Source organism: Psychrobacter sp. TPE 89C, from assembly GCF_055522395.1.
On the sequence record NZ_JBVFXW010000029.1, the window covers coordinates 21,906 to 43,915 of the forward strand.

Below are 22,010 nucleotides of genomic sequence, written 5' to 3' on the forward strand. Positions count from 1 at the left end.
AGAGCATGAATATTCTAATCAGTGGCGGTTCAGGGTTTTTGGGTAGTGCGTTCAGTGAAGAGATTCAGAAGCGTTATCAACAGGCTGATAGAGACCTACATGTTACTTGGCTGACACGTGATGATAGCCAAGCACATCCCAGTAATATTGAAATGATGACTTATGACGAGCTATCAAAAACAGAAAATACCTTTGACGTAATTTTAAATCTAGCAGGCGCAGGCATTGCCGACTCGCGTTGGAGTGATGAGCGCAAAGAGCAGTTGCTTGCCAGTCGTATTAAACCGACCGAATCAATACTGGCATTTATCGTCCGCACCAGTACCAAACCCAAGCTATTAGTTAGTGGCTCAGCGATTGGCTGGTATGGTGTGCAAGGTGATAAGCCATTGACTGAAAGCAATGGTTTTGAGACCGACTTTTCACATCAGTTATGTGAGCAATGGGAGCAGCTAGCTTTGACAGCAACGGACTATGCTGTACCTGTGGCTATCGTGCGAACTGGTGTGGTGATTCATCCTGAGGGCGGAATGGTTGGTAAGCTTTTGACACCTTTTAAAATGGGTGTCGGTGGTCAGTTGGGTAATGGTCAGCAGATTATGAGTTGGATCAGCCGTGAGGATTGGGTAGGAGCAGCGATATTTATCATTGAGCGGCATCTTGCTGGTTATACGCAAAGTCAGGCTACACAGGATAATCTATTAAAAACAGCAACGGAAAACGATACGCCAGCGTTTGTATATAATTTAACGTCACCAAACCCAGTAAGTAATCATACTTTTACCAAAACGCTTGGAGCATGGCTGCATCGTCCGACCTTTTTTACCTTACCGAATTTTTTACTCAAGCTGATGTTTGGTGAGATGTCGACACTATTGATAGATGGTCAAAAAGTATTACCACAAGCATTACAGGACGCAGGTTATGAGTTCCAGCAGCCAACGCTAGAGCAAGCGTTAGCAGGGCAGAAGTAAATTTTCGAATGGACTTTAGGAATAATTATGAACAACAGAACAATTAGTTTACTTCTAATATCTACGCTGTCAGGTTTTTTCTTGTCAGCTTGTAGTAAAAATGATAGCGAGAGTAGTATCGAGGAATCTGTAGTAGAGACCAATAATCTAGCAGACGAAAGGAGTCTTCAAACATCTAAAGCCATTACTATTGAAGATAAAAATGTTAATGAAGTAGGGCAGACTGCACTAGGTACTGTTGGTTCAACCAGTCCTATGCAAACTGCTCAGGCAGAATCGTTCTTAAATATATATAGCACAACATGTGCCAAGTATTTACCTAACTTGGATGAATTGCGTGACAAGCTCAAAGACCTACCGCAACTAACGGATGTGCAAGCAAAGCAGTTTTTAAAGGGTCATAGTGGCTCTGCTTGGCCAGTGCCGGATGATCATGGAACCTTTGTTTTAACACTACTAGAAGAAAAAAGCATGTGCGCCGTATATGCGAATAAGGCCAATTCACAAGTAGTTGAAAAACAATTTAGCAATATGTTTGCTAGTGCGCCCAGTCCATTAACTTCTAATGAAAGAGATAACAGTAAACAGACAACGATATCAGGAGAAAGAACGACGCTATCGTATGAATGGGCCCAACAAGGAGCGCAAAGAAAAATGCTATTCATGCTGACTACTGATAGCTCTGCCGATGCTGATGTACAGGCCTTATTTACAGCATCTATGATTCAAGAATGAATATAGCTTTAGTTATTGAACGATTAAGTTTTTTGTAGATGATGTTTCATGTGAAACTTAATTGATTTGTCTTCTGCAATTTAAGTTTCATGTGAAACAAAATAGAGGTTTTTATGAGCGATATTGAGAACAGCGCTACAGTTACGGTATCCAACTATCTGAAGGGTAAAGTAATAGGGCTATATGGGTTGTTAGGTGGTGCGATAGGCGGCTTGATTATTCCCTTATGTATTAGTGTGTTGTCTGTGATTGAAGGAGGTGCTTCTATACAAGATGTTCCAGATTTTATTAAAATGCTAGCAGCTGGTGCAGTTTTTGGTTTTTTTCTGGGTCTATTGCCTGCATTATTAACTGGCTATAGTGCATACAAACTTGAGATCTTTTTCGATTCTATAAGAAATGTATTTCCCTTATTTGCAATTGGTTTCATGAGCACGTTTCTATGCATAGTTTGGTTTTTGCTAGAGTCGTATTCGATAGATTCTGTAATAGGAGTAGTCCTATTTTGTTGTATCGGCGGCGCGAGTGCCATAGCTACAGGTCTTATCGCACTACCTAAACACAAATAAAATTTATCTAAATATTTCACTTTTGACAGAAATAAAATAAATAACACTAAGCCAATTAAATTAAGTGGTCGCGCTAGTAAGACAGCTACTGCTTATCATTAAGTAAGGAGAACATCATGCGTCATCCTTCGTTAACCAGTATTGAATGGCAAGATTTGCGTCAGCTTAGTCTGAGCGAGACTGTTTATAATATTTTTTTATCGTTACCTTTTTTATTGCTGTCATGGTGGAGCGCGTGGCAAGGGTGGTGGTTACTTGCACTTGTGGCGACTTTTTTCTTTTTCACTGCTGCGCTCAGACAAGCACATGATTGTTATCATCGAACGTTGGGAGTAGGAGTGCTCGCCACTGAGCTCATGCTGTTTTTTCTCAGTATTACGATGCTCTGTAGCACGCATGCTATTCGGCACACACATCTCAATCATCATCGAGATCCGCTGGGAGACAGTGACGTTGAGGGTAACTGGGCACGCTTGCCGTGGTATCAGGCAATATTGGGCGGCGGGATTTTTTCGATTGCGATTCAGTGGTTTGGCCTGACGCATGGTAGCCGTCGCAATCGTATTCTCGTTGCCTGTGATATGTTGCTCATTTTCGCAGTGATTGCCGCTGCTTTTATCACGATGCATCCAGTTTTGATCTATCACGTATTGGTAATGATATTGGCCAATACGATGGTTGGGTTTTTTGCCGTATGGAGCGTACATCATGGTTGTGATGACGTGGTATATGCCCGCAGTGAGCGCCGTCCGCTGATTAATCTACTGACTCTTAACTTGCTCTATCACATCGAGCATCATCTGTTCCCAGCAGTACCAACTAATCACTTACCAATACTGGCTAAGCGCTTAGATGCCGCTGCACCGCAGTGGACGCAGCAACCCGTCATTCCTTTTTTAGTACCAGTCAATAAGTATCCAGTAGTTAACATGAACAAAAAATCTAATAGTCTTAATACTGAGGTATCACTCATAAAGGAGTCGTAACATGATTATCCAAAACCATATCAACAGTTACAGAGAGCAAGCGAATTTATCTATTACCATGTACTACGACGATGCGTGCGTGATATGCAGCACCGAGGCGCATAATATGAAAAAACGTCAACCGGAGAAGATACGATTAGTTCCTGTAGAGGAGGGGTTAGATGAGCTGGCGGTCGCAGGATTTAGCCGTGAGGATGCGATGACGTATATGTGTATGAAAGACAGCTATGGCAATTGGTACACACACATGGATGCTGTACGTCTGCTATATAAGACGGGCGGCGTTAAATGGTCACAGTTGTTGTTTTTGCCAGTGGTCAAACAACTGGGGAACTTTGTTTATCCGTATGTCGCTCGCAATCGTTATCGAATTCCAAACTGGGTGACCAAGATGGTGTATGGCATAGCAGTCCTGCAAGCGTGCGAAAATGGTGTTTGCAAAATAGCGCCAGACAAACGTTAAGGCAGTTCTATCAAAAACAATTAAGACAGTTCTACGGAAAGCAGCTTTACGACATGTCATTTGTCGTAATAGCATGTGCTTTCTTATTTGATACCAAAAGAATAATAAGACTGATAACCCCGACGCATAATGACAATAAAGCACCAGTTATTAATGTCATGACAAAACTTGATAAGAAGGGTTGGTGAAAATCCAACCTTAGAAGTTCAACGATATAGATAGCCGCTACCCCTGCCAAAATCTCTGGCGATATAAAAGGGAAAATAGGTGTAACCAGATTCAGAATCTGTAATCCTGCTTTTATATAGACGCCTTTCTGTAATGCTGCTATAAACCGATGCCACTGATTTTTACGTGCAAAATCATCAAGCAACGTATAGAAGATAATAAAGCAGCTAATTCCTGTCGCCATGCCAGCTATAGATAACCAAGAATTATCATTTAATGCAACCCCCCCATACAAAACCTGCTATTGCACTAATACAAACCCAAAGTGTCCAAAACCCCCAGCGTTTATGCATCCTTTCACCTTTATTCTTAGCTCAATTTATACGCTCACTATTTATCATTAATTATACAAGCTAAGCTGATCAGTTTTGATGTAAAGCATATGGAGTTTTGATGAAAAAAATTGACTATATGTAGAAAAAAGAATATTTAAAGTAAAATAGGGTCATCTTTATATACATCAGACACTATTATGTGGTTCTTTACAGTTTTGACTCAATTACTCGCCCTCATAACTTGTATTCTGCTTTGGTGGTTGATCAAACCAAAACGCCAGAGTGTAAGAATGATTTTGGTACTAAGTATTTTTATCATCAATAATCTTGTACTCGTTTATGGCGTGAGTGAGTTTTGGCGTGAGCGTTTTCACGTCTACATGGTTGTCAGTATTTTACAAGGGTTTATGGTTTATGCCGCTATTGTTGTTGCGGCTGTGGCGTTACTTTCTTATTGGCTATTCAAGTACAAACTGCACCCTAAGCTGATACGTGTATTTGCGCTTACGACTTATGTATCTATCGTCAGCTTGGCTGTATTTAATGCGTATTCGCCTGTGGTACACCGCTTGACGGTTACGACAGATAAGCCACTCAACAAACCGATGACCATTGCTTTGGCATCTGATACCCATTTGGGCAGATGGTTTGGCAATCGGCAACTGAATAAACTTGCTAGTCTGATTGAGTTGCAAAATCCCGATGTGGTAGTGCTGGCAGGTGATATCATGAATGATACGACTTATTATTATGATAAAAATAACATGCATGAGCAGCTATCAAAACTGCACGCACCGCTTGGTGTTTATGCCGTCTTGGGTAATCATGATTATTCAGGAAATCAGGTGAAAATTGCGAATGCCGTGGCTGATGCAGGCATCAATGTTATTGATAATAAAAGTGTCCTGCTTGATGACTCAGTATGGCTAGTAGGTCGATCAGATGAGACCGATCCTATGCGCCCAACGGCGGCAAAATTACTCACTCAAGTTGATACCAGTAAGCCAGTCATATTTTTGGAACACAGCCCAGCTGCCATGAATGAAATAAGTGCTTTGCCAGTTGATTTACATCTGTCTGGGCATACCCATGGCGGACAAATATTTCCATTAACGATACTGATGAATTGGTTCTCACCGCTAAACTATGGCACCAAAACAATAGAGAATACGCAGTTTTTGGTGACGTCAGGTTATGGTATAGGAGCAGTGCCTTTTAGATTAGGCACACGTTCAGAGATTTGGATGATTACGTTGCAGGCAGCAAAGTCATAAGTTCAATTATATAATAAGATAAAACAAAAGAGGAACGCCCATGCGCTACGTATTTTTTGCAGTCATCATTGGTTTGCTGCAACTATTTAGCTTGGGCACTGCAGTCAGCTTGCGATGGTGGTTACAGCCTTGGACAACCCCGGCTTTACAGATGGCAGTGACGATATCTGTCTTCATAGTCAGTAATGGTTTGCTGTTATTAAGCGCCAGTAAATTGCTGGCAAATAGCTACCGATGGGTGAGTGGCTGGATGCTAGTGATGCATTTTATAATACTTACCGCTGGATTTACCGGTGCGGTATATGGCAGTTATTTATTAAGCATAATGGTATTTGGTGGCACAACTGGTCTGCTCATTACGCTACAGCCACAAACCATCGATTTTGGCCTTCGTGTATTTGCCTTTGCTTTATTTGTTGGACTGTTTGTTTACGCCTTACATAGCGCTTATGTGCCAGTGGTAAGGAAGCGCACCATTCATATCAATAAGTCTATGCAGGGACAATTGCGTATTGCAGTGGCCAGTGATTTACATTTGGGTTGCTTGTTTGGGAATCGTGCGATTGATAGATTAGGTCGTCTGCTTGTTGAGCAGCGAGCTGATATGTTGTTGATGCCGGGCGATATCATGGATGACAATACACACGCCTATGCAGCATATGATATGCAGACCAACCTGACCAAACTTTGCGATCAATTGCCTTTAGGTGTGTATGCCACGCTAGGCAACCATGATTTATATGGCCATGAGCGACCGATTAGTGACTCGTTACGCAGCGCGGGCGTGCATTTATTAAATGATGATGTGCTGTGTATCAACCATCAAGACCAACCAGTTTGGTTGATTGGGCGTTTTGATAATCATAAGCGTGAGCGAGTCGCAACCACAGAGCTGTTATCGCAAGTAGATACCACTGTGCCCGTGATACTACTAGATCATAGACCGAGTGATATTATAGAACACAGCAAGTTGCCTATTGATTTACAGGTGTCAGGTCACACACATGATGGGCAAATATTTCCCGCCAACTTTATTGTGCGAGCCATCAACCGTTTGGGTTACGGTTATGAGGCCATTGGGCTTGGGCACTTTGTGGTGTCATCAGGCTATGGCTTTTGGGGCATTCCTTTTCGATTGGGGTCACGCTCTGAGGTATGGCTTATCACTGTTCAGTCAGCAGTCTGACACAGCGTGTGTACCCATTTAGCAAAATCATTGATAATGTGATTGACCTCGTGGTTTAGACCACTATGAATGCTCATCAAATGAATAAAGCCATGCGGTGCGCCCAGTACTGTATGGACTTTAACCGGATATCCTTTAGCTTTTAGCTGTTCGGCATAATCAAGCGCTTCATCGCGCAAAATATCAAGCTCTGCGGCCACGATATAGCTTGGGCACATGTCTGTGCTATCACCACGTGCCACCGAAACAAAGCCATGCTCTGGCGGGATGGTACTATGCCCCACATAAGCGGCGTCAAACACCTCAGCATCATTATGATCTAAAAACAGCCTTTCGCCGTACAGTGCTCAACTAGGGTGTTCGGCGGTAATGTCGATCACAGGATAAAGCGGCAGCTGCGCCAATGGCTGTGGCAAGCGCTGGATGGTTTGCATATCAGTTGCGCCATGTATCTTCAATTGCTGCCACTGTGCCTCGTTAGGTGAAATCACTTGCTGTGCCACTAGTATTGCAAGGCAACCACCTGCACTGTCTCCCGATAAAACAATGCGAGAGGGTAACGCACCCATCGTATGACAATGCTTTGATAGCCATAGATAAGCGGCTAAACAATCTCTGAGAGCTGTTGGAGCAGTATGTTCAGGCGCCAATCGATAGTCGACACTCGCAACTGCCCAGCCAGTTTTCTGGCAGACGGTATGGCAAAATTCATGATGCGTATCGATATCACCGATACAAAACCCACCACCATGAATAAATAGCATCACGACTTTATCGGGATTGCTCTGTTGCTCTGCCTCATAGCATCGTATCTGCATGTCTTCGCCATCGGCATTGGCAATCGTTTTGTCTTGCCAATGCATTTGCTGGCTGGTTGTTTTCTTAGCTTGCAGGCTTTTAGCTTGCACCCGTGTGCTATTTGGTTGCGTCTGCCAAACGTTTGGCGATTGCATGGATACCGCATCTACAGCAAACTTTTTGCGCATCTGTGTGAGTTGAGATACGGTTAATGGGCGTTTCATTTTTCTATTGGCACCGATGATGGCACGCAAATGTGCATCTGCATGTGGATACTTTGCCACGGTAGGCGCATTTAGAGACTGGTTCAGTCGCTCTAATAATGGAGTTGGCAAGTAGCCCAAGCTTTTTATCGCATAGTGCAAGGCGTGTCTACGGTAGCGTGATACAGGTAACGTTAGCATGGGCATGAGGTTCCTCACAGGGTTAAAGAAGTGGCTAGAATTACTATCAACAGCCAAGTTGTATGTCAAAAATTTTAGCACTGCTGCTTGTTTAATACCATCTAGAGTGCCATTAATAGTTTATGAGTTAGGGCGCTACAGATGCTTATTAAAGGTAATAGTTAGTAATTCTTTACTCTAAAGTAAAAAATCCTTGGTTTTAGGCTTGAAATTTATGTTCATCACCTTTATCAAGCAGCTAGTAAAGCGCATTAATAAAAACAATGAGCAAAATATTTTAAGTATCTAATAAGGTCGCAGTATGACTGGCGATGAGCCTATCTATTGCGTCCTATATGAGTCGTCATTATTACATTCTAAGGAGCTATCATGAGCGAGCAAAACACCAACCACGAATCTGCTGAGCAAAACATGGCGAATGACAACGTCGGCCACACTGACAGTATTTTAGAAGAAACGATGAAAGAGTTTGATCCACAGAATAACTCAGGTGAAGAGATGACTATCGAAAACGATATCGATCTTGATACTTTTAAAGCACGCATCGCTGAGTTAGAAGGCGAAGTTAAGCAAGCCAAAGAAACCACTGCCCGTGCCAACGCAGAAGCTTACAATGCGCAAAAACGCATGGAGCAAGAAGCGGAAAAGAGCAAAAAATTTGCTCTACAAAAATTCGCTAAAGAGCTATTAGATATTGTTGATAACTTAGAGCGTGCCATGGAAAATGCTGATGCCAATGATCCAGTAGCTGAAGGCGTGCAATTGACGCACAAAGCCCTATTGGCGCTATTGACCAAAAACGGCGTAGAAGCAGTTGATCCACAAGGTGAAAAGTTCAACGCGGATCTTCATGAAGCCGTCGGTATTGATGCAGACGCTGAAGCGGATACCGTTGGAACCGTACTACAAAAAGGCTATAGCTTGAATGGTCGTCTGTTGCGCCCAGCAATGGTACGTGTCGGTCAATAGTATTTAAGCCAATATTGCTTGAGACAGTGGCGTTTGAAGTCATCGCTTTATTATATAAGCAGTGAACAATTAGTTTTTAATTGTGCTAAACCTCATTATTAGTAAGGGTTTTCACAAAAAGTCACATAAAAGGTAATTTTTGCGTGGCTTTTGACTTGAAAAAATTAATAAGTAAACCGATATATAGCAACAAGTGACCGACTATGGTCTGAACATATAAGTATTTATATTGAAAATAAATTAGGAGCATTTGATTATGGGTAAAGTAATTGGTATTGATTTAGGTACAACGAACTCATGTGTAGCAGTAATGGAAGGTGACAAAGTTAAAGTCATCGAAAATGCTGAAGGCACTCGCACAACGCCATCGATCGTCGCTTATAAAGATGACGAAATCCTCGTTGGTCAGTCAGCTAAGCGTCAAGCGGTAACGAACCCAAACAACACGTTGTTTGCAATCAAGCGTTTGATCGGTCGTCGTTTTGATGACAAAGTCGTGCAAAAAGACATCGGTATGGTGCCTTACAAAATCGCTAAAGCAGATAACGGTGATGCATGGGTAGAAATCAACGGCAAAAAATTAGCGCCACCACAGGTTTCTGCTGAAATCTTGAAAAAAATGAAAAAAACAGCAGAAGACTATCTTGGTGAAAGCGTAACTGAAGCAGTTGTAACGGTACCTGCTTACTTCAATGACTCACAGCGTCAAGCAACTAAAGATGCGGGTAAAATCGCTGGTCTTGATGTAAAACGTATCATCAACGAACCAACTGCTGCTGCTCTTGCCTATGGTATGGACAAGAAGCAAGGCGATAGTACTGTTGCTGTATATGACTTGGGTGGTGGTACTTTTGATGTATCAATCATCGAAATCGCTGACGTTGATGGCGAGCAGCAATTTGAAGTACTTGCAACCAACGGTGATACTTTCCTTGGTGGCGAAGACTTTGACTCAGCGTTGATTGACTTCTTAGTAGACGAGTTCAAAAAAGCCCAAGACGTTAACCTAAAAGGTGACTCTCTTGCGATGCAGCGTCTAAAAGAAGCCGCAGAAAAAGCAAAAATTGAGCTATCAAGCGCTCAAAGCACTGAAGTGAACCTGCCTTATATTACTGCTGATAGCAGTGGTCCTAAGCATTTGGTTGTTACGATCAGCCGCTCAAAACTGGAAAGCCTAACGGAAGAACTAGTACAACGTACTATGGGCCCTTGTAAAATTGCTCTTGAAGATGCTGGCCTAAAAATTGGCGATATCGATGACGTTATCCTAGTTGGTGGTCAGACTCGTATGCCACTAGTACAGCAAAAAGTACAAGAATTCTTCGGTCAAGAGCCACGTAAAGACGTGAACCCTGATGAAGCCGTAGCCGCTGGTGCAGCCATTCAAGGTGCCGTATTGTCTGGTGACAAAACTGACGTATTGCTACTTGATGTGACGCCACTGACACTAGGTATTGAAACGATGGGTGGTGTAATGACGCCAGTTATCGAGAAAAACACGATGATTCCTACTAAGAAATCACAAGTATTCTCAACGGCCGAAGACAACCAGCCAGCAGTAACGATTCAGGTGTATCAAGGTGAGCGTAAAATCGCTAACCAAAATAAACAGCTTGGTCGTTTTGATTTGACGGACATTCCACCAGCACCACGTGGTCTGCCACAGATCGAAGTAACTTTTGACATCAATGCTGACGGTATCATGAACATCTCAGCAACTGATAAAGGTACTGGTAAAGCACAAAGCATCCAAATCAAAGCGGATTCTGGCTTGTCGGACGAAGAAGTTGAACAAATGGTTCGTGATGCAGAAGCCAATGCTGCTGAAGATGAGAAATTCGCTAACCTAGCGCAAGTTCGTAACGAAGCAGATGGCCGCATTCATGCCGTACAAAAAGCACTAAAAGAAGCAGCAGATAAAGTGTCTGACGAAGAAAAATCTTCAGTTGAGACTGCTATCACTGAGCTTGAAGCCGCTGCTAAAGAAGATGATCATGATGACATCAAAGCCAAGCTTGAAGCGTTAGATAATGCTTTCCTACCAGTTAGCCAGAAGATTTATGCTGATGCAGGCGCTGGTGCAGAAGGTATGGATCCAAGCCAGTTCCAACAAGGTGCTGACGGTGCAGCAGATAGCAGCCAAGCTGATGACGACGTTGTTGATGCTGAGTTTACTGAAGTAGACGAAGATAAAAAATAGTACCAAACCCAAAAACGCGATTAGCTACGTCAAACTCGCTTAGTCTACTTAATGTAGTACTTACGCTCGTTTTCCTTGCTACTCAAGTTTTTGAAAATGGTATAGTCGATACAAATCGATAAGTCGTTAAACTAAAAAACGCATCCTTTGGGGTGCGTTTTTTTATGGCTAATATTTCTATGAGTTGTCATTACTTCTACTATATTCAAAGAACTCTAAAACGGGTACAAGGTAGCCGACTGCAGATTGTACAAGTAGTACATCTAAGGAGGGTAACGCCGTAGCGGTTGAGTATTTCATCGACTATATAAGTTGCATGATTAAGGTTTAAAGGCACTCACTGTCAGCACCTCATACGTTAAATTTACACAAGGCTGTCCTTCCTCATCTTGCACTGAGAAGTGTTGCCAATAGTCTGACTCAAATTTTTGCAGACGTGACTTTGTCCACATAAAGGTCTGGGTGTTATCTGATTGTACTTGTGTCTGATTGGTTGATACGCCAGTCAGTTTCATATGTTTTAGGATAGCGTAGGGGGTTGGAAATGGTAAATCAAAGCGTTGAGTTGAAAGTTCAATATTCTCAAAGCCAGTACTATCTAATGCCAATTGCCATTCATTAATATCTGGATAGTAGAGTCCTTGACCGGTTAGCGTCTTAATTTGCAAAAAGTTATTTGGGGTAAAGGTACTAAAGACCAGTTGGCCTCCAGCTTGTAGACGGCGTGCAGACTGCGTGACAAAACTCAACGGATTATCAAACCATTGCACGGCATTGGCACTAACTATCAAGCTATGATTTGTCTCCAAATCTATGGTCTCAGCATCACCAATGACGATGTCAGCAGTTGGCAATATGGATTGTAATGTAGCAGCTTGCTCACTACATAACTCATTAATGACCCAGTGCTCGCTCTGTATATGATCAGCGAGCAGTCGTGTCATTTGACCTGTACCTGCGCCAACTTCTAATATACTGTTTTGTTTAGCCTGAGTAATATTAGCAAGTAAGTACTGACAGACCTGCTGCTGAATATTGGCATGTTGGTCATAGTCACCAGCACTCGCAAAATGACGAGCGATAGTTTGCTTTCTAGCACTGAGGTCATCAGGTGTGTCGAGTTTTTTCATAGAGTGTATTACATCCAATTGAGCCAGTTATCAATCGATATAGTCATTCCACTATAAAAATATTACTGCGTTAACCTCGCTTGAAGTATTAAATATACATCTATGTTCGGTTGCCTTGTACTACTTTTAAATTGAATCGACTATAGTGGGACCATTGTCCCTGCTAGAGAGTGGAATTATAACTGTTGTATTAGCCGTTCGCAGTCTTCATTGGTCAGCTTGGCATTCATGACTAAGCGAATACGAGCAGTGTTTTCAGGAACAGTGGGTGGTCTAATAGGCAAGGCGTAGAACCCTGCTGCTTGTAACTGGTTCGCTTTAGCAAGCGCACGCGCATTATCGCCCAATATATAAGGAATGATAGGAGAGTCATAACTGATACGTTGAGCAGTAGGTGATACACGGTGTTGTGGGTCGATAGCTTGGCTCAGTGTGATAGACAATTGCGCTAAATGCATACGTTGCTCAGTCAACATCGGCATTTTGGCTAAGATAAAGCGTGTCCAGGCATGATTGATAGGGGGTAATGCCGTACTAAAAATCAGTGGGCGCATCGTATTAATCAGCCAGTGTTTGACGGCCTCATCACACATGATATAAGCGCCAACTGAAGCAAAGGCTTTCCCAAACGTTCCCACCAAGTAATCAATATCGGGCAACGTATTTGTTTCTTCTGCTAAGCCCAAGCCAGTATTACCCAATATCCCGACAGCATGAGCCTCATCGACATACAGCTCGATACGGGCATCTTTGGCTTTTAACTGCACCAACTGAGGTAAGTCAGCGCGGTCGCCATCCATACTAAAAATACTCTCAGTGACAATGATGATGCGCTCAACCGTTTCATCTGCTTGCTCAATGAATCTGGCCAAATGCTGGTAATCGTTGTGACGGTAACGACGATAGGTGACCAGTTTGCTTTGGCTCAGACGCAACCCATCGATAATACTGGCATGTACCAGCTTGTCAGCCAAAATAAGTGTCTTGACTGGTAAAGTCGTCAATGCTGGCAAGATACCAAGATTGGCATGATAGCCACTGTTCAATACCAACACTGATTTTGAAGCAGATGTATTTTGCTTATCGGTGGCACTTTGATACCAGCTTTGTAATTCAGCTTCTAATGCTTGCAGCTGTATATCACTGCCTGTGAGGAGCCGTGAGGAAGTGGCACTCATTTTAGGTGTCTGTGCAGTAGGTAGTTGTTCTATTTGATTAAGAAACTCAGTTTGCAATTCGATATCACCGCCCAAGCCAAGATAGTCATTACTCGCAATGTTGAGCAAAGCTTTACCCTCGCTCATGACATATTGCCCCTTATGTTGCAGGTTTGGCAATTGACGATATTGTTGGGTTGCTCTGAGGTCTTCGAGTGCTACTTGTAAACGATCAGTGATAAGATTGGTCATTCTTTCTTCCTTCATTTTTGTTATTTGATAGCATTTAAAGTATTTTAAGCTTAGTTTTTTAATAGGAAGAGGGCAAAATGAGTATGGATTATTGCATAAACAGGCTGGTTGTAACAAAAGGTTTCATATCCTAGCCTTTGTAACCCGCTCACTGATGAAAAATTGCAAATCTTAACTCTCATACCGTAAAATACTGACAGAGTCTATGAAATAGTTTGTTACTATTACATTCATCGTTAGTGAGCAGGACGATAGGGCTATAAAAGCCAGTATAAGTAAATAACTTGTTTGTTTAAATTGATATTAAGGAGCTAATAATGAAAACTCTACAAAAAACTCTAATCACGCTAGCAGCGGGTTCTTTATTAAGCATGGGTGCACAAGCCGCTGTATCTTATGGTAATGGTTATACTGGCCAACCGTATATCGGTGCCAAAGTCGGTCAGTTCGACTTAGATATTGATAATGCAGATGATCCTACTGCTTATGGTGTCTATGGTGGTTACAACTTCGATTCTACTTTCGGTGTTGAAGCTGAGTACGTCGGCTCAGATGACGCTGATTACAGAAACGGTGACCTAGATGCCAAAACTTATGGCGCATATGGTACCGCACGTTATCAGTTCCCAAATACTGGCTTGTACGCTAAAGGTAAGCTAGGTGTGGCTAAAACTGAAGTGGAAGGTGACTATACCAATGGTTTGGTTAAAGTCTCAAATTCTAGCAGTGATACCGGTATTGCTGGTGGTGTAGGTCTTGGATATTCAGTCAATCCTAATTTTGGTGTCGAAGCTGAATACTCAATGATGGACAGCGACGTTGATGCCAAACTATTGACCGTTGGTGCTCAATTAAAATTCTAAATACTTTTTTAAACCTTTTTATTGAAGGTTTGTCTGATGGACTTTTCTCATACAGATAATATATAACCGATCGAAAATATAATTTTAAGGAAATAAAATGAAAACTCTACAAAAAACTCTAATGGCAGTAGTAGCTGGTTCTTTATTAAGCATGGGCGCACAAGCTGCTGGTTCTTATGGTAATGGCTATACTGGTCAGCCGTATGTTGGTGCTAAAGTCGGTCAGTTTGATCTAGATATCAATAACGCTGATGATCCAACTGCTTATGGTGTTTATGCTGGTTATAACTTTGATCCTAACTTTGGTCTTGAAGCTGAATATGTTGGTTCAGACGATGCTGATTACCGTGGTGGTGATATTGATGCTAAATCTTACGGTGCTTATGGTACTTATCGCCATGCGTTCGCGGATACCGGTCTATATGCAAAAGGTAAGCTTGGTGTAGCAAGAACTGAAATCGAAGCTACTAACACAGACCTTGGTGGATTTTACGATGGCGAAGATAACGATACTAGCTTAGCTGGTGGTGTAGGTCTTGGTTATTCAGTAACGCCTAACTTCAACGTAGAAGCAGAATATGACATGTTAGGTAGTGATACAGATCTTATGACTGTTGGTGCAAACATCAAGTTCTAAATGTTTGACTAGCTGTACAATGAATAAAAAAACGCATCCTTTGGGGTGCGTTTTTTATGCGTGAAAATTTAATATTCTAAGAATCATTAAAAAGTAGTGCATTAAAAATAATGTTCTGCTAGAATCCTGAATTCAACAATAGTTCATCTAAATTATATGCTCTGTTATGTTTATTCAGACTACATTTTAGTTTTATTTAACAGGAAGATATATGAATACCTTACAAAAAGCTTTGATCGCATTGTCAGTAGGTTCTTTAATGAGTGTTAGCGCACAAGCGGCTGTTAACTATGCAGGTCAGCCTTACGTTGGTGTTAAAGTTGGTAAATTTTTAGTGGATGCTGATGATCTAGATGATCCTACTGCTTATGGTATTTATGCTGGTTATAATTTCGATTCTAACTTTGGTGCTGAAATTGAGTATGTAGGCTCTAACGACACTGATGTTGATACAGGTAATAGCAATCTTAAAGGCGAATATGATCTTAAGACTTACGGTGCTTATGGTACTGCTCGTTATCAATTCCCTAATACTGGTCTATATGCCAAAGGTAAGCTAGGCTTTGCTAAAGCTGAGATTGACGTAAATATTAGTGATAATTTTGGAAACTCTGGCAGCAGCAGTGATAGCGATAGTGGTGTTGCTGGTGGTATCGGTCTAGGTTATAACTTCAACCCTAACATGAGCGTTGAAGCTGAATATGACTATGTTGCTGAAGATGTAACTCTATTGACTGTTGGTGCACACTACAAATTCTAATATGAATTTATAATTTTTACTTTGATATTTTCAAAGTCATGCTTGTTGAAGAAGTAATAAACGCATCCTTCGAGGTGCGTTTTTTTTGCGTTGTATTTTTATACTTTCTCTCATGTTTATTAAGCTGTGAACATCATAGATTGATGATTTTTAAGAACATTATGGATACGAAAAGTGTGTTACATTGAAAGTTAGAATATCAAAGATAAGGGGTATAGCAGCGATGGACATACTTTGGATGATTGAACCTTGGCATTGGCTCGTTTTAGGCTTCATATTGCTGATTGTTGAGATGTTTGTGCCCACATTTGCAAGTCTATGGTTTGGTGCTGCTGCTATCATTGTGGCAGCCCTTTCATGGTTATTGCCGATTTCAGTCTTTGTTCAAGTGATTATTTGGTTGGTGTTATCGGCTATATTTCTGTTGGCATGGTTCAAATTCATTAAGCCGTTATCGATAGACCGTACCAAAGCAGGTTTGGGTGGCAGCGTTATCGTTGGCGAAACAGGTATGATAATCGTACAGCCACAGCCTAATCATGCGGGTACGGTAAGGTTTAGTGTTCCTATTGTTGGTGCGGCTGAATGGATGTGTCGTACGACAGGAGAGCAGGTAGCAGTTGGTGATCGAGTAGTAGTGACAGACATCGTCGGCAACGAGTTGATCGTGAGCAGTATGAAATCGCAGGCAGCGATGAATAATAGTAAACAAATATAATAATAGGGGTGGGTTATGGGAAGCTTTAGTATTGTCATGTTGGTCTTGGTGGCACTGGTGGTGTTTACAGTGTTCAAGGGTGTTCGTATCGTACCGCAAGGCTACAAATGGGTGGTACAGCGCTTGGGGAAATATAGCCAAACGCTAGAGCCTGGGTTAAATCTGATTATTCCTTTCGTTGATGATGTCGCCTATAAAGTGACGACTAAAGACATCGTTCTTGATATTCCATCACAAGAAGTCATTACTCGAGACAACGTGGTGATTATCGCTAATGCAGTGGCTTATATTAATATCGTACGCCCTGACAAAGCAGTATATGGCATCGAAGATTATGAATATGGTATTCGCAATCTGGTACAGACCTCATTACGCTCAATCATCGGTGAGATGGATCTGGATAGTGCATTGTCGAGTCGCGACGAAATCAAGATGAAGCTAAAGCATGCAATCTCAGAAGATATCGCTGATTGGGGCATCACGCTGAAGACGGTAGAAATTCAAGATATTAATCCATCGCAAACTATGCAAGCGTCAATGGAAGAGCAGGCGGCGGCAGAGCGTCTACGTCGTGCCACAGTGACCCGTGCTGATGGTCAAAAGCAGGCGGCTATCCTAGAAGCCGATGGGCGTCTCGAGGCCTCACGCCGTGATGCTGAAGCGCAGGTAGTGCTAGCGAGAGGCTCAGAAGAGTCGATTCGTTTGATTACCAACGCCATGGGCACAGAAGAGATGCCGATTGTTTACTTACTTGGTGAGCAGTATATCAAGGCAATCCGTGAGCTGGCTGAATCTGATAACTCAAAAATGGTGGTGTTACCTGCTGATATCCTAAGTACCGTAAAGGGTATGGTGGGTGATAAGTTAAAAGTGTAGTAACCATTATTTCAGATAAAAAAAGACCTCTATTGAGGTCTTTTTTTTGCCATAAATTCACCGTTGCTTTTTAACGTTATTTTTTAACATTGCTTCTTAAAGCTGCTTTAAATCACTTTCGAAAAGCGATTCTTATGCTTTGTTTCAAGATACTCATCAAAGACCATCGCAACGTTTCGACCCAATAAGCGTCCACGTGGTAAAACACGAATACCAGCGGCATCCATATCGATGAGCTTATCGTCTTGCATGGCACCGAGTTGTGCTATTTCATCGATAAAATAGGTAATCGCATCGATACCGAACTTCTGGTTCACATCTTTAAAATCAATATAGTCGTGACATAGCAAGTTCATAATCACGTATTCACGCAGACGATCTTTAATCGACGTCTTGATTACTTTTACCGCTGGCATGACAGTAGGATTGATTTTTGCCATATCAATATTGGCTTGATAGGCTTGCAGATCCGTATCATTTTGTAGGATATAGCGGGTACTGGCATTGGCAATCTGACTGATGGATGAGACACCGAATCCTAATAGGTCGCAGTCACCCATGATGGTATAACCTTGGAAGTTACGATGTAATTTGCCCTCGCGCTGTGCGACAGCGAGTTCATCATCAGGCTTTGCAAAATGGTCAATACCGATATATTGATAGCCCGCTTCGCTCAACATATTGATAGTATTGCCAAGCATCGTAAGCTTCGCTGCTGGATTGGGTAGGTCTTCATCTTTAATCTGACGTTGCGCTTTAAATCGTTCTGGCAGATGCGCGTAGTTAAATACAGACAGGCGATCTGGTGACATCTCTATGATGCGCTGTACGGTTTTGTCCAACGTCTCAGGCGTTTGATGTGGCAGACCATAAATCAAGTCGATGTTAATAGAGTGAAAGCCGAGTTCACGCGCCTCGTTAAGTACATTTTCAATCAATTCTGCTGAATGGACACGATTGACAGCGATTTGTACCGTTTCGTCCAAATCTTGTACACCTAAGCTGATACGATTGAAACCAAGACCACGCAATACTTTTAGTGTGTCTTCGCTCAGCTCGCGCGGGTCAATCTCAATAGAGTAATCACCTTCATCTTCGGGCAAAAATTCAAACTGAGTCTGTAAAAACTCCCACAGCTGAACCATCTCTTCGTCACGCAAAAATGTGGGTGTACCACCGCCCAAATGCAGCTGCTTGACCAATGGCTTGCTGCTACCTTCAGGCGCCGATAATAAGCGACGCTTATGCTTAATTTCGGCAATTAAGTACTGTAAATAATCGCCCGAATCGCTATTTTTTTTAGTGATAATCTTATTGCAAGCACAGTAGTAGCAAAGATGACGACAGAACGGAATATGAAAGTATAGAGACAGTGGTGCACGCGCTTCACGGCTCTGCAGGATTTTGGTCTCAAGACTGTCAGCGATTGGCGTGAACTCTAAAGCCGTGGGATAAGAGGTATATCGTGGCCCTGAGCGATTGTATTTATGAATGATCGCTTCATCAAATGCAGGTAGATGTTTGCTCGTAATACTGCCGCGCAAACTAGCATAAGGGTTGTCTGGTTGCATGACAGGACGTGTCGTGGTCGGCTGCTCTCCTGCACGATTATAAGGCTGCTCGATATGGTCAGCACTGTTAGAATTGTTTTGTTCTGGATGTTCTGTCATGCGATATTCCTCGTTTTGACCATATATATTGCTAGAGTTTATGTGGTTCAAGGGTGGCAATTGAAACCGTTCGTTTATGATCACCTTTCTAGCAATATTTATGTCTAAATAGACAGTGGCTAGTATAACAAATCCTTGTTAATAGTGGGGTGAATGGCTAGGTCTTTTAGATAAACGTATAGATATTATTAGATAATAAATGGCTCATTAAGTATTGGCGCTCATGACTCAAAACATGTTATTTGCGTACATATAGGTAATCCTCTATTATCGAGAGAGACTCTCTATCAGGAAACACTTATGTCGTTTGCTCAAGTCTATACCCGTTCAGTCGTCGGTCTGTATGCACCCAAGGTTATTATTGAGGTGCACTTGTCGCAAGGTTTGCCTGCATTGACCATTGTTGGTCTGCCTGAGGCTGCCGTACGTGAGAGTAAAGACAGAGTGCGTTCTGCGATATTGAATTCTGGATTCCAGTTTCCCAATCGTCGTCTCACTATTAACCTAGCACCTGCGGATTTACCCAAAGATGGCGCAAGGCTAGATTTACCGATTGCCATCGGCATATTGGCAGCCAGTGATCAGCTCGATCCAGACGTGTTATCAGGGTTTGAGTTTATCGGTGAATTGGCGCTAAACGGAAATCTGCGGCAAGTGACGGGTAGTCTGGCAGTGGCACGAGCGATTAAAGCGGAAGGATTGGCTGTAACGTCATCGAGTAGTAATGAGCAATCACTGACTGAGCCGCTGCCAGTAGAAGCAGTAACATCGGTCAAATTAATCGTGCCAATGGATAATGGGGCAGAAGCCAGCCGTGTCGAGGGAGTAGAGGTATTAGGCGCTCAGAGTCTCAAAGCCGTTTGCGACCATCTACAGTCGCTAGCGAATCCAAGCATACCCAATGAGAGTTTGGCAGTCGTCACACCCAGCCCAGCACCGCAGCATGTGGGTTATCAAGTGGACTTGGCCGATGTCAAAGGTCAGCATCATGCAAGGCGAGCATTAGAGATTGCGGCGGCAGGTGGGCACTCGATATTATTTACAGGGCCGCCCGGTTCGGGTAAAACATTGATGGCATCGCGTCTACCGACTATTTTACCTGACCTCAGTGACGAAGATGCATTAGAAGTAGCCAGTACGTATTCAGTCGCAGACAGCGATTACGACTATGGCACACGGCCGTTCAGGCAAGTTCATCATACGATATCAGCCGTGGCGTTGGTCGGTGGCGGTTGTCAGTTTCCACAATACTTGTCATGTTTCCGAAATAAATGTCATGTGGCATATTGCTTTCTCCACAGTGTTTCATTTTACGCTAATGGAGGAATCGCATGAAACCTGATTTTTTCAATAATTTTGACCGTACTGTTAATCTTAGCAACGTAGATATTGGTCGGCATACTGATAAATTTTTTAATAATCATGAGTATGTCTTGATTTGGTTTGGACGAATATTCAGAGGTTCTAATAGGCGAAACGCAATAAAGTTAGTTGAGACGATTTTTCTTAGTCTTAATAATGGTTATGAATTTGGAGTCAAACTACCTATTGAGCTAGCTAATAGTCTTATTTTCGGGTCTATTTGGGTGAATGGTTTAACTTGCCAAAAATTTGAGTTTGATGATGCTATCACTGTAATTGAGGAGGATTCAGTTAACCTTAAATACTCTAACCATATTGGCATCACTAAAAAGGATGGCGTATTTGAATTTGATCTTAATAATTATCCTGTTGATGATTTGGAAAATGATACAAATACTCTATTGGTAATAAAACAAGGTTCTCGTAAGGTTCTTATCCATCCATTAACTTTCTTCATGGCGCATTACGGGGTGTCGAAAGAAATTAACCGCATTTTGCTAACTTATTTGTGGGCTGACGTTAAAGAAATGTTAAGCCTCAATTTTCCTGATCCTAAAACATCTGATGTCACGCTTATTCCTGATAACTGTGTTATCCCTGATGCTGTATTTCTACACCATCTTAAATACAATCAACATACCCAAGACGTGATTGAAAAATTAAATACAAGAGTTTTGAATGCTTTGAAAAAAAACAAAGATCACATTGTTCCCTCGAAAAGATCTTCACCTTTAAAAGTTGTACCTTATCACAAGCAGAAAATAGAAATCGAACTTAAGGGCATTAATGTTGGAGATGACATAATACTCTGTACTGAAATAACAGGTATGTCTATGCCGCAGGGTAATGCTATTCATTATGCGTTTGATGATTATGAAATTAGTGAAAATAATATAAATCAAGCCAAACCAACCACACGTTCTTATAAAGCCTTGTTTCATAAAATTGATACTGATGAAGTAATTGTAGAGGCTGAAAGTAATGCAGGTAATAGCACAACTGCTGTTGTACGACAGCGTATTCGGACTATAGGTGAAATTCGTGAGTTAGTGAGAGTTGAAAATATTACTATTGAGCAAGCTATTCAAAGGCAAACAAGTCAGGTCATCCCCTTGAATGAGCCGATACCTTCAACCTACGCAGTAGGTGTTAAAACAGGTACTAATAAGGATGTTGGTATATTAAAACCTCTTATATCTTCCGATATTTTAAGACATCGAAATCCGTCATTTAAAAAAATATTGAAATATGCTAAGTCTTTAAGGTCTAATCCTGAGTACAACAATGTGCTCATTGATGCCTATAGTAAAGGTAAACTGCATGGTGAAACAGTAGAACACTTAAATAAAACCAATAAACCTACTACCGTTTTGTTCATTTATGTATTGAGAATAGCAATCGATAAGGATGTTTACTATATCTTCGACTGTATAGTCAATCCAAGATAAAAGAAGTACATCCCATATCATGAAACAGTTTTGGTAAATTATTTTCCATCCAACCTTGGCGTAGAAACTTAGCTTG

The 22,010-nt window shown here is 41.9% G+C and carries 19 protein-coding genes and 2 pseudogenes; 16 read left to right on the forward strand and 5 right to left on the reverse strand.

Annotated features, from left to right (window positions below; translation table 11 throughout):
* Positions 1-5 precede the first annotated feature (5 nt).
* The 5 genes from ACZW67_RS09740 to ACZW67_RS09760 all read left to right on the forward strand — a co-directional run bounded on the left by ACZW67_RS09740 (position 6) and on the right by ACZW67_RS09760 (position 3,727).
* On the forward strand, positions 6-974 hold the full coding sequence (locus ACZW67_RS09740; protein ID WP_465183093.1) for an epimerase: 969 nt from the start codon (positions 6-8) through the stop codon (positions 972-974).
* Between the two features lie 27 nt (positions 975-1,001).
* A complete protein-coding gene (locus ACZW67_RS09745) occupies positions 1,002-1,709 on the forward strand; it encodes an NMCC_0638 family (lipo)protein (protein ID WP_465183094.1) in 708 nt (235 codons plus the stop codon).
* A gap of 113 nt (positions 1,710-1,822) precedes the next feature.
* On the forward strand, positions 1,823-2,278 hold the full coding sequence (locus tag ACZW67_RS09750; RefSeq protein ID WP_465183095.1) for a hypothetical protein: 456 nt from the start codon (positions 1,823-1,825) through the stop codon (positions 2,276-2,278).
* A gap of 116 nt (positions 2,279-2,394) precedes the next feature.
* Positions 2,395-3,264, forward strand: a complete 870-nt coding sequence (locus ACZW67_RS09755) for a fatty acid desaturase family protein (RefSeq protein WP_465183096.1) — start codon at positions 2,395-2,397, stop codon at positions 3,262-3,264.
* 1 nt (position 3,265) lies between these two features.
* Positions 3,266-3,727: a thiol-disulfide oxidoreductase DCC family protein gene (locus tag ACZW67_RS09760; RefSeq protein WP_465183097.1), complete on the forward strand. Its 462-nt coding sequence runs from the start codon at positions 3,266-3,268 to the stop codon at positions 3,725-3,727.
* 46 nt (positions 3,728-3,773) lie between these two features.
* Here the strand turns inward: ACZW67_RS09760 and ACZW67_RS09765 are convergent, their stop codons facing one another.
* On the reverse strand, positions 3,774-4,139 hold the full coding sequence (locus ACZW67_RS09765) for a hypothetical protein (RefSeq protein WP_465183098.1): 366 nt from the start codon (positions 4,137-4,139) through the stop codon (positions 3,774-3,776).
* A gap of 381 nt (positions 4,140-4,520) precedes the next feature.
* Here ACZW67_RS09765 and ACZW67_RS09770 point away from each other — a divergent pair, with 381 nt between their 5' ends.
* Together ACZW67_RS09770 and ACZW67_RS09775 are read left to right on the forward strand one after the other, a co-directional pair.
* Complete coding sequence (locus tag ACZW67_RS09770; RefSeq protein WP_465183099.1) at positions 4,521-5,504, forward strand: metallophosphoesterase; 984 nt, start codon at positions 4,521-4,523, stop codon at positions 5,502-5,504.
* Positions 5,505-5,544: 40 nt separating this feature from the next.
* Complete coding sequence (locus ACZW67_RS09775) at positions 5,545-6,690, forward strand: metallophosphoesterase (RefSeq protein WP_465183100.1); 1,146 nt, start codon at positions 5,545-5,547, stop codon at positions 6,688-6,690.
* Here the strand turns inward: ACZW67_RS09775 and ACZW67_RS09780 are convergent.
* Positions 6,675-7,898 (reverse strand): annotated as a pseudogene (locus ACZW67_RS09780) (alpha/beta hydrolase). The gene ACZW67_RS09775 and the pseudogene ACZW67_RS09780 overlap by 16 nt on opposite strands.
* A gap of 363 nt (positions 7,899-8,261) precedes the next feature.
* Here ACZW67_RS09780 and grpE point away from each other — a divergent pair.
* Positions 8,262-8,861 (forward strand): nucleotide exchange factor GrpE, encoded by a 600-nt coding sequence (gene grpE / locus ACZW67_RS09785; RefSeq protein WP_197099449.1) that lies wholly within the window; start codon positions 8,262-8,264, stop codon positions 8,859-8,861.
* A 256-nt stretch (positions 8,862-9,117) separates the two neighbouring features.
* Positions 9,118-11,061 carry a molecular chaperone DnaK gene (gene dnaK, locus ACZW67_RS09790; RefSeq protein WP_465183101.1) on the forward strand — a complete coding sequence of 648 codons (1,944 nt, stop codon included), beginning with the start codon at positions 9,118-9,120 and terminating at the stop codon, positions 11,059-11,061.
* Between the two features lie 320 nt (positions 11,062-11,381).
* On the opposite strand, the gene ACZW67_RS09795 is transcribed toward dnaK, so the two are convergent.
* A complete protein-coding gene (locus ACZW67_RS09795; protein WP_465183102.1) occupies positions 11,382-12,191 on the reverse strand; it encodes a methyltransferase domain-containing protein in 810 nt (269 codons plus the stop codon).
* Positions 12,192-12,367: 176 nt separating this feature from the next.
* Entirely contained in the window at positions 12,368-13,600 is a 1,233-nt protein-coding gene (locus ACZW67_RS09800; RefSeq protein ID WP_465183103.1) for an 8-amino-7-oxononanoate synthase, read from the reverse strand.
* A gap of 317 nt (positions 13,601-13,917) precedes the next feature.
* Between ACZW67_RS09800 and ACZW67_RS09805 the strand changes: the two genes are divergently transcribed.
* The 5 genes from ACZW67_RS09805 to ACZW67_RS09825 all read left to right on the forward strand — a co-directional run bounded on the left by ACZW67_RS09805 (position 13,918) and on the right by ACZW67_RS09825 (position 17,454).
* On the forward strand, positions 13,918-14,463 hold the full coding sequence (locus tag ACZW67_RS09805) for a porin family protein (protein ID WP_465183104.1): 546 nt from the start codon (positions 13,918-13,920) through the stop codon (positions 14,461-14,463).
* A 97-nt stretch (positions 14,464-14,560) separates the two neighbouring features.
* Complete coding sequence (locus ACZW67_RS09810) at positions 14,561-15,100, forward strand: porin family protein (protein WP_201589127.1); 540 nt, start codon at positions 14,561-14,563, stop codon at positions 15,098-15,100.
* A gap of 211 nt (positions 15,101-15,311) precedes the next feature.
* Positions 15,312-15,860 (forward strand): porin family protein, encoded by a 549-nt coding sequence (locus ACZW67_RS09815; RefSeq protein ID WP_201589130.1) that lies wholly within the window; start codon positions 15,312-15,314, stop codon positions 15,858-15,860.
* Between the two features lie 223 nt (positions 15,861-16,083).
* A complete protein-coding gene (locus tag ACZW67_RS09820) occupies positions 16,084-16,578 on the forward strand; it encodes an NfeD family protein (RefSeq protein WP_197099447.1) in 495 nt (164 codons plus the stop codon).
* A 15-nt stretch (positions 16,579-16,593) separates the two neighbouring features.
* Positions 16,594-17,454 carry an SPFH domain-containing protein gene (locus ACZW67_RS09825; RefSeq protein ID WP_110922177.1) on the forward strand — a complete coding sequence of 287 codons (861 nt, stop codon included), beginning with the start codon at positions 16,594-16,596 and terminating at the stop codon, positions 17,452-17,454.
* Positions 17,455-17,561: 107 nt separating this feature from the next.
* On the opposite strand, the gene hemN is transcribed toward ACZW67_RS09825, so the two are convergent.
* Positions 17,562-19,025 carry an oxygen-independent coproporphyrinogen III oxidase gene (gene hemN / locus ACZW67_RS09830; protein ID WP_201589254.1) on the reverse strand — a complete coding sequence of 488 codons (1,464 nt, stop codon included), beginning with the start codon at positions 19,023-19,025 and terminating at the stop codon, positions 17,562-17,564.
* Positions 19,026-19,424: 399 nt separating this feature from the next.
* Here hemN and ACZW67_RS09835 point away from each other — a divergent pair.
* Positions 19,425-20,357: pseudogene (locus ACZW67_RS09835) on the forward strand (YifB family Mg chelatase-like AAA ATPase); the annotation flags it as partial.
* Positions 20,358-20,455: 98 nt separating this feature from the next.
* The gene (locus ACZW67_RS09840; RefSeq protein WP_465183105.1) at positions 20,456-21,934 is read left to right on the forward strand and encodes a hypothetical protein; all 1,479 of its coding nucleotides are present in this window, start codon (positions 20,456-20,458) and stop codon (positions 21,932-21,934) included.
* Positions 21,935-22,010: the final 76 nt, after the last annotated feature.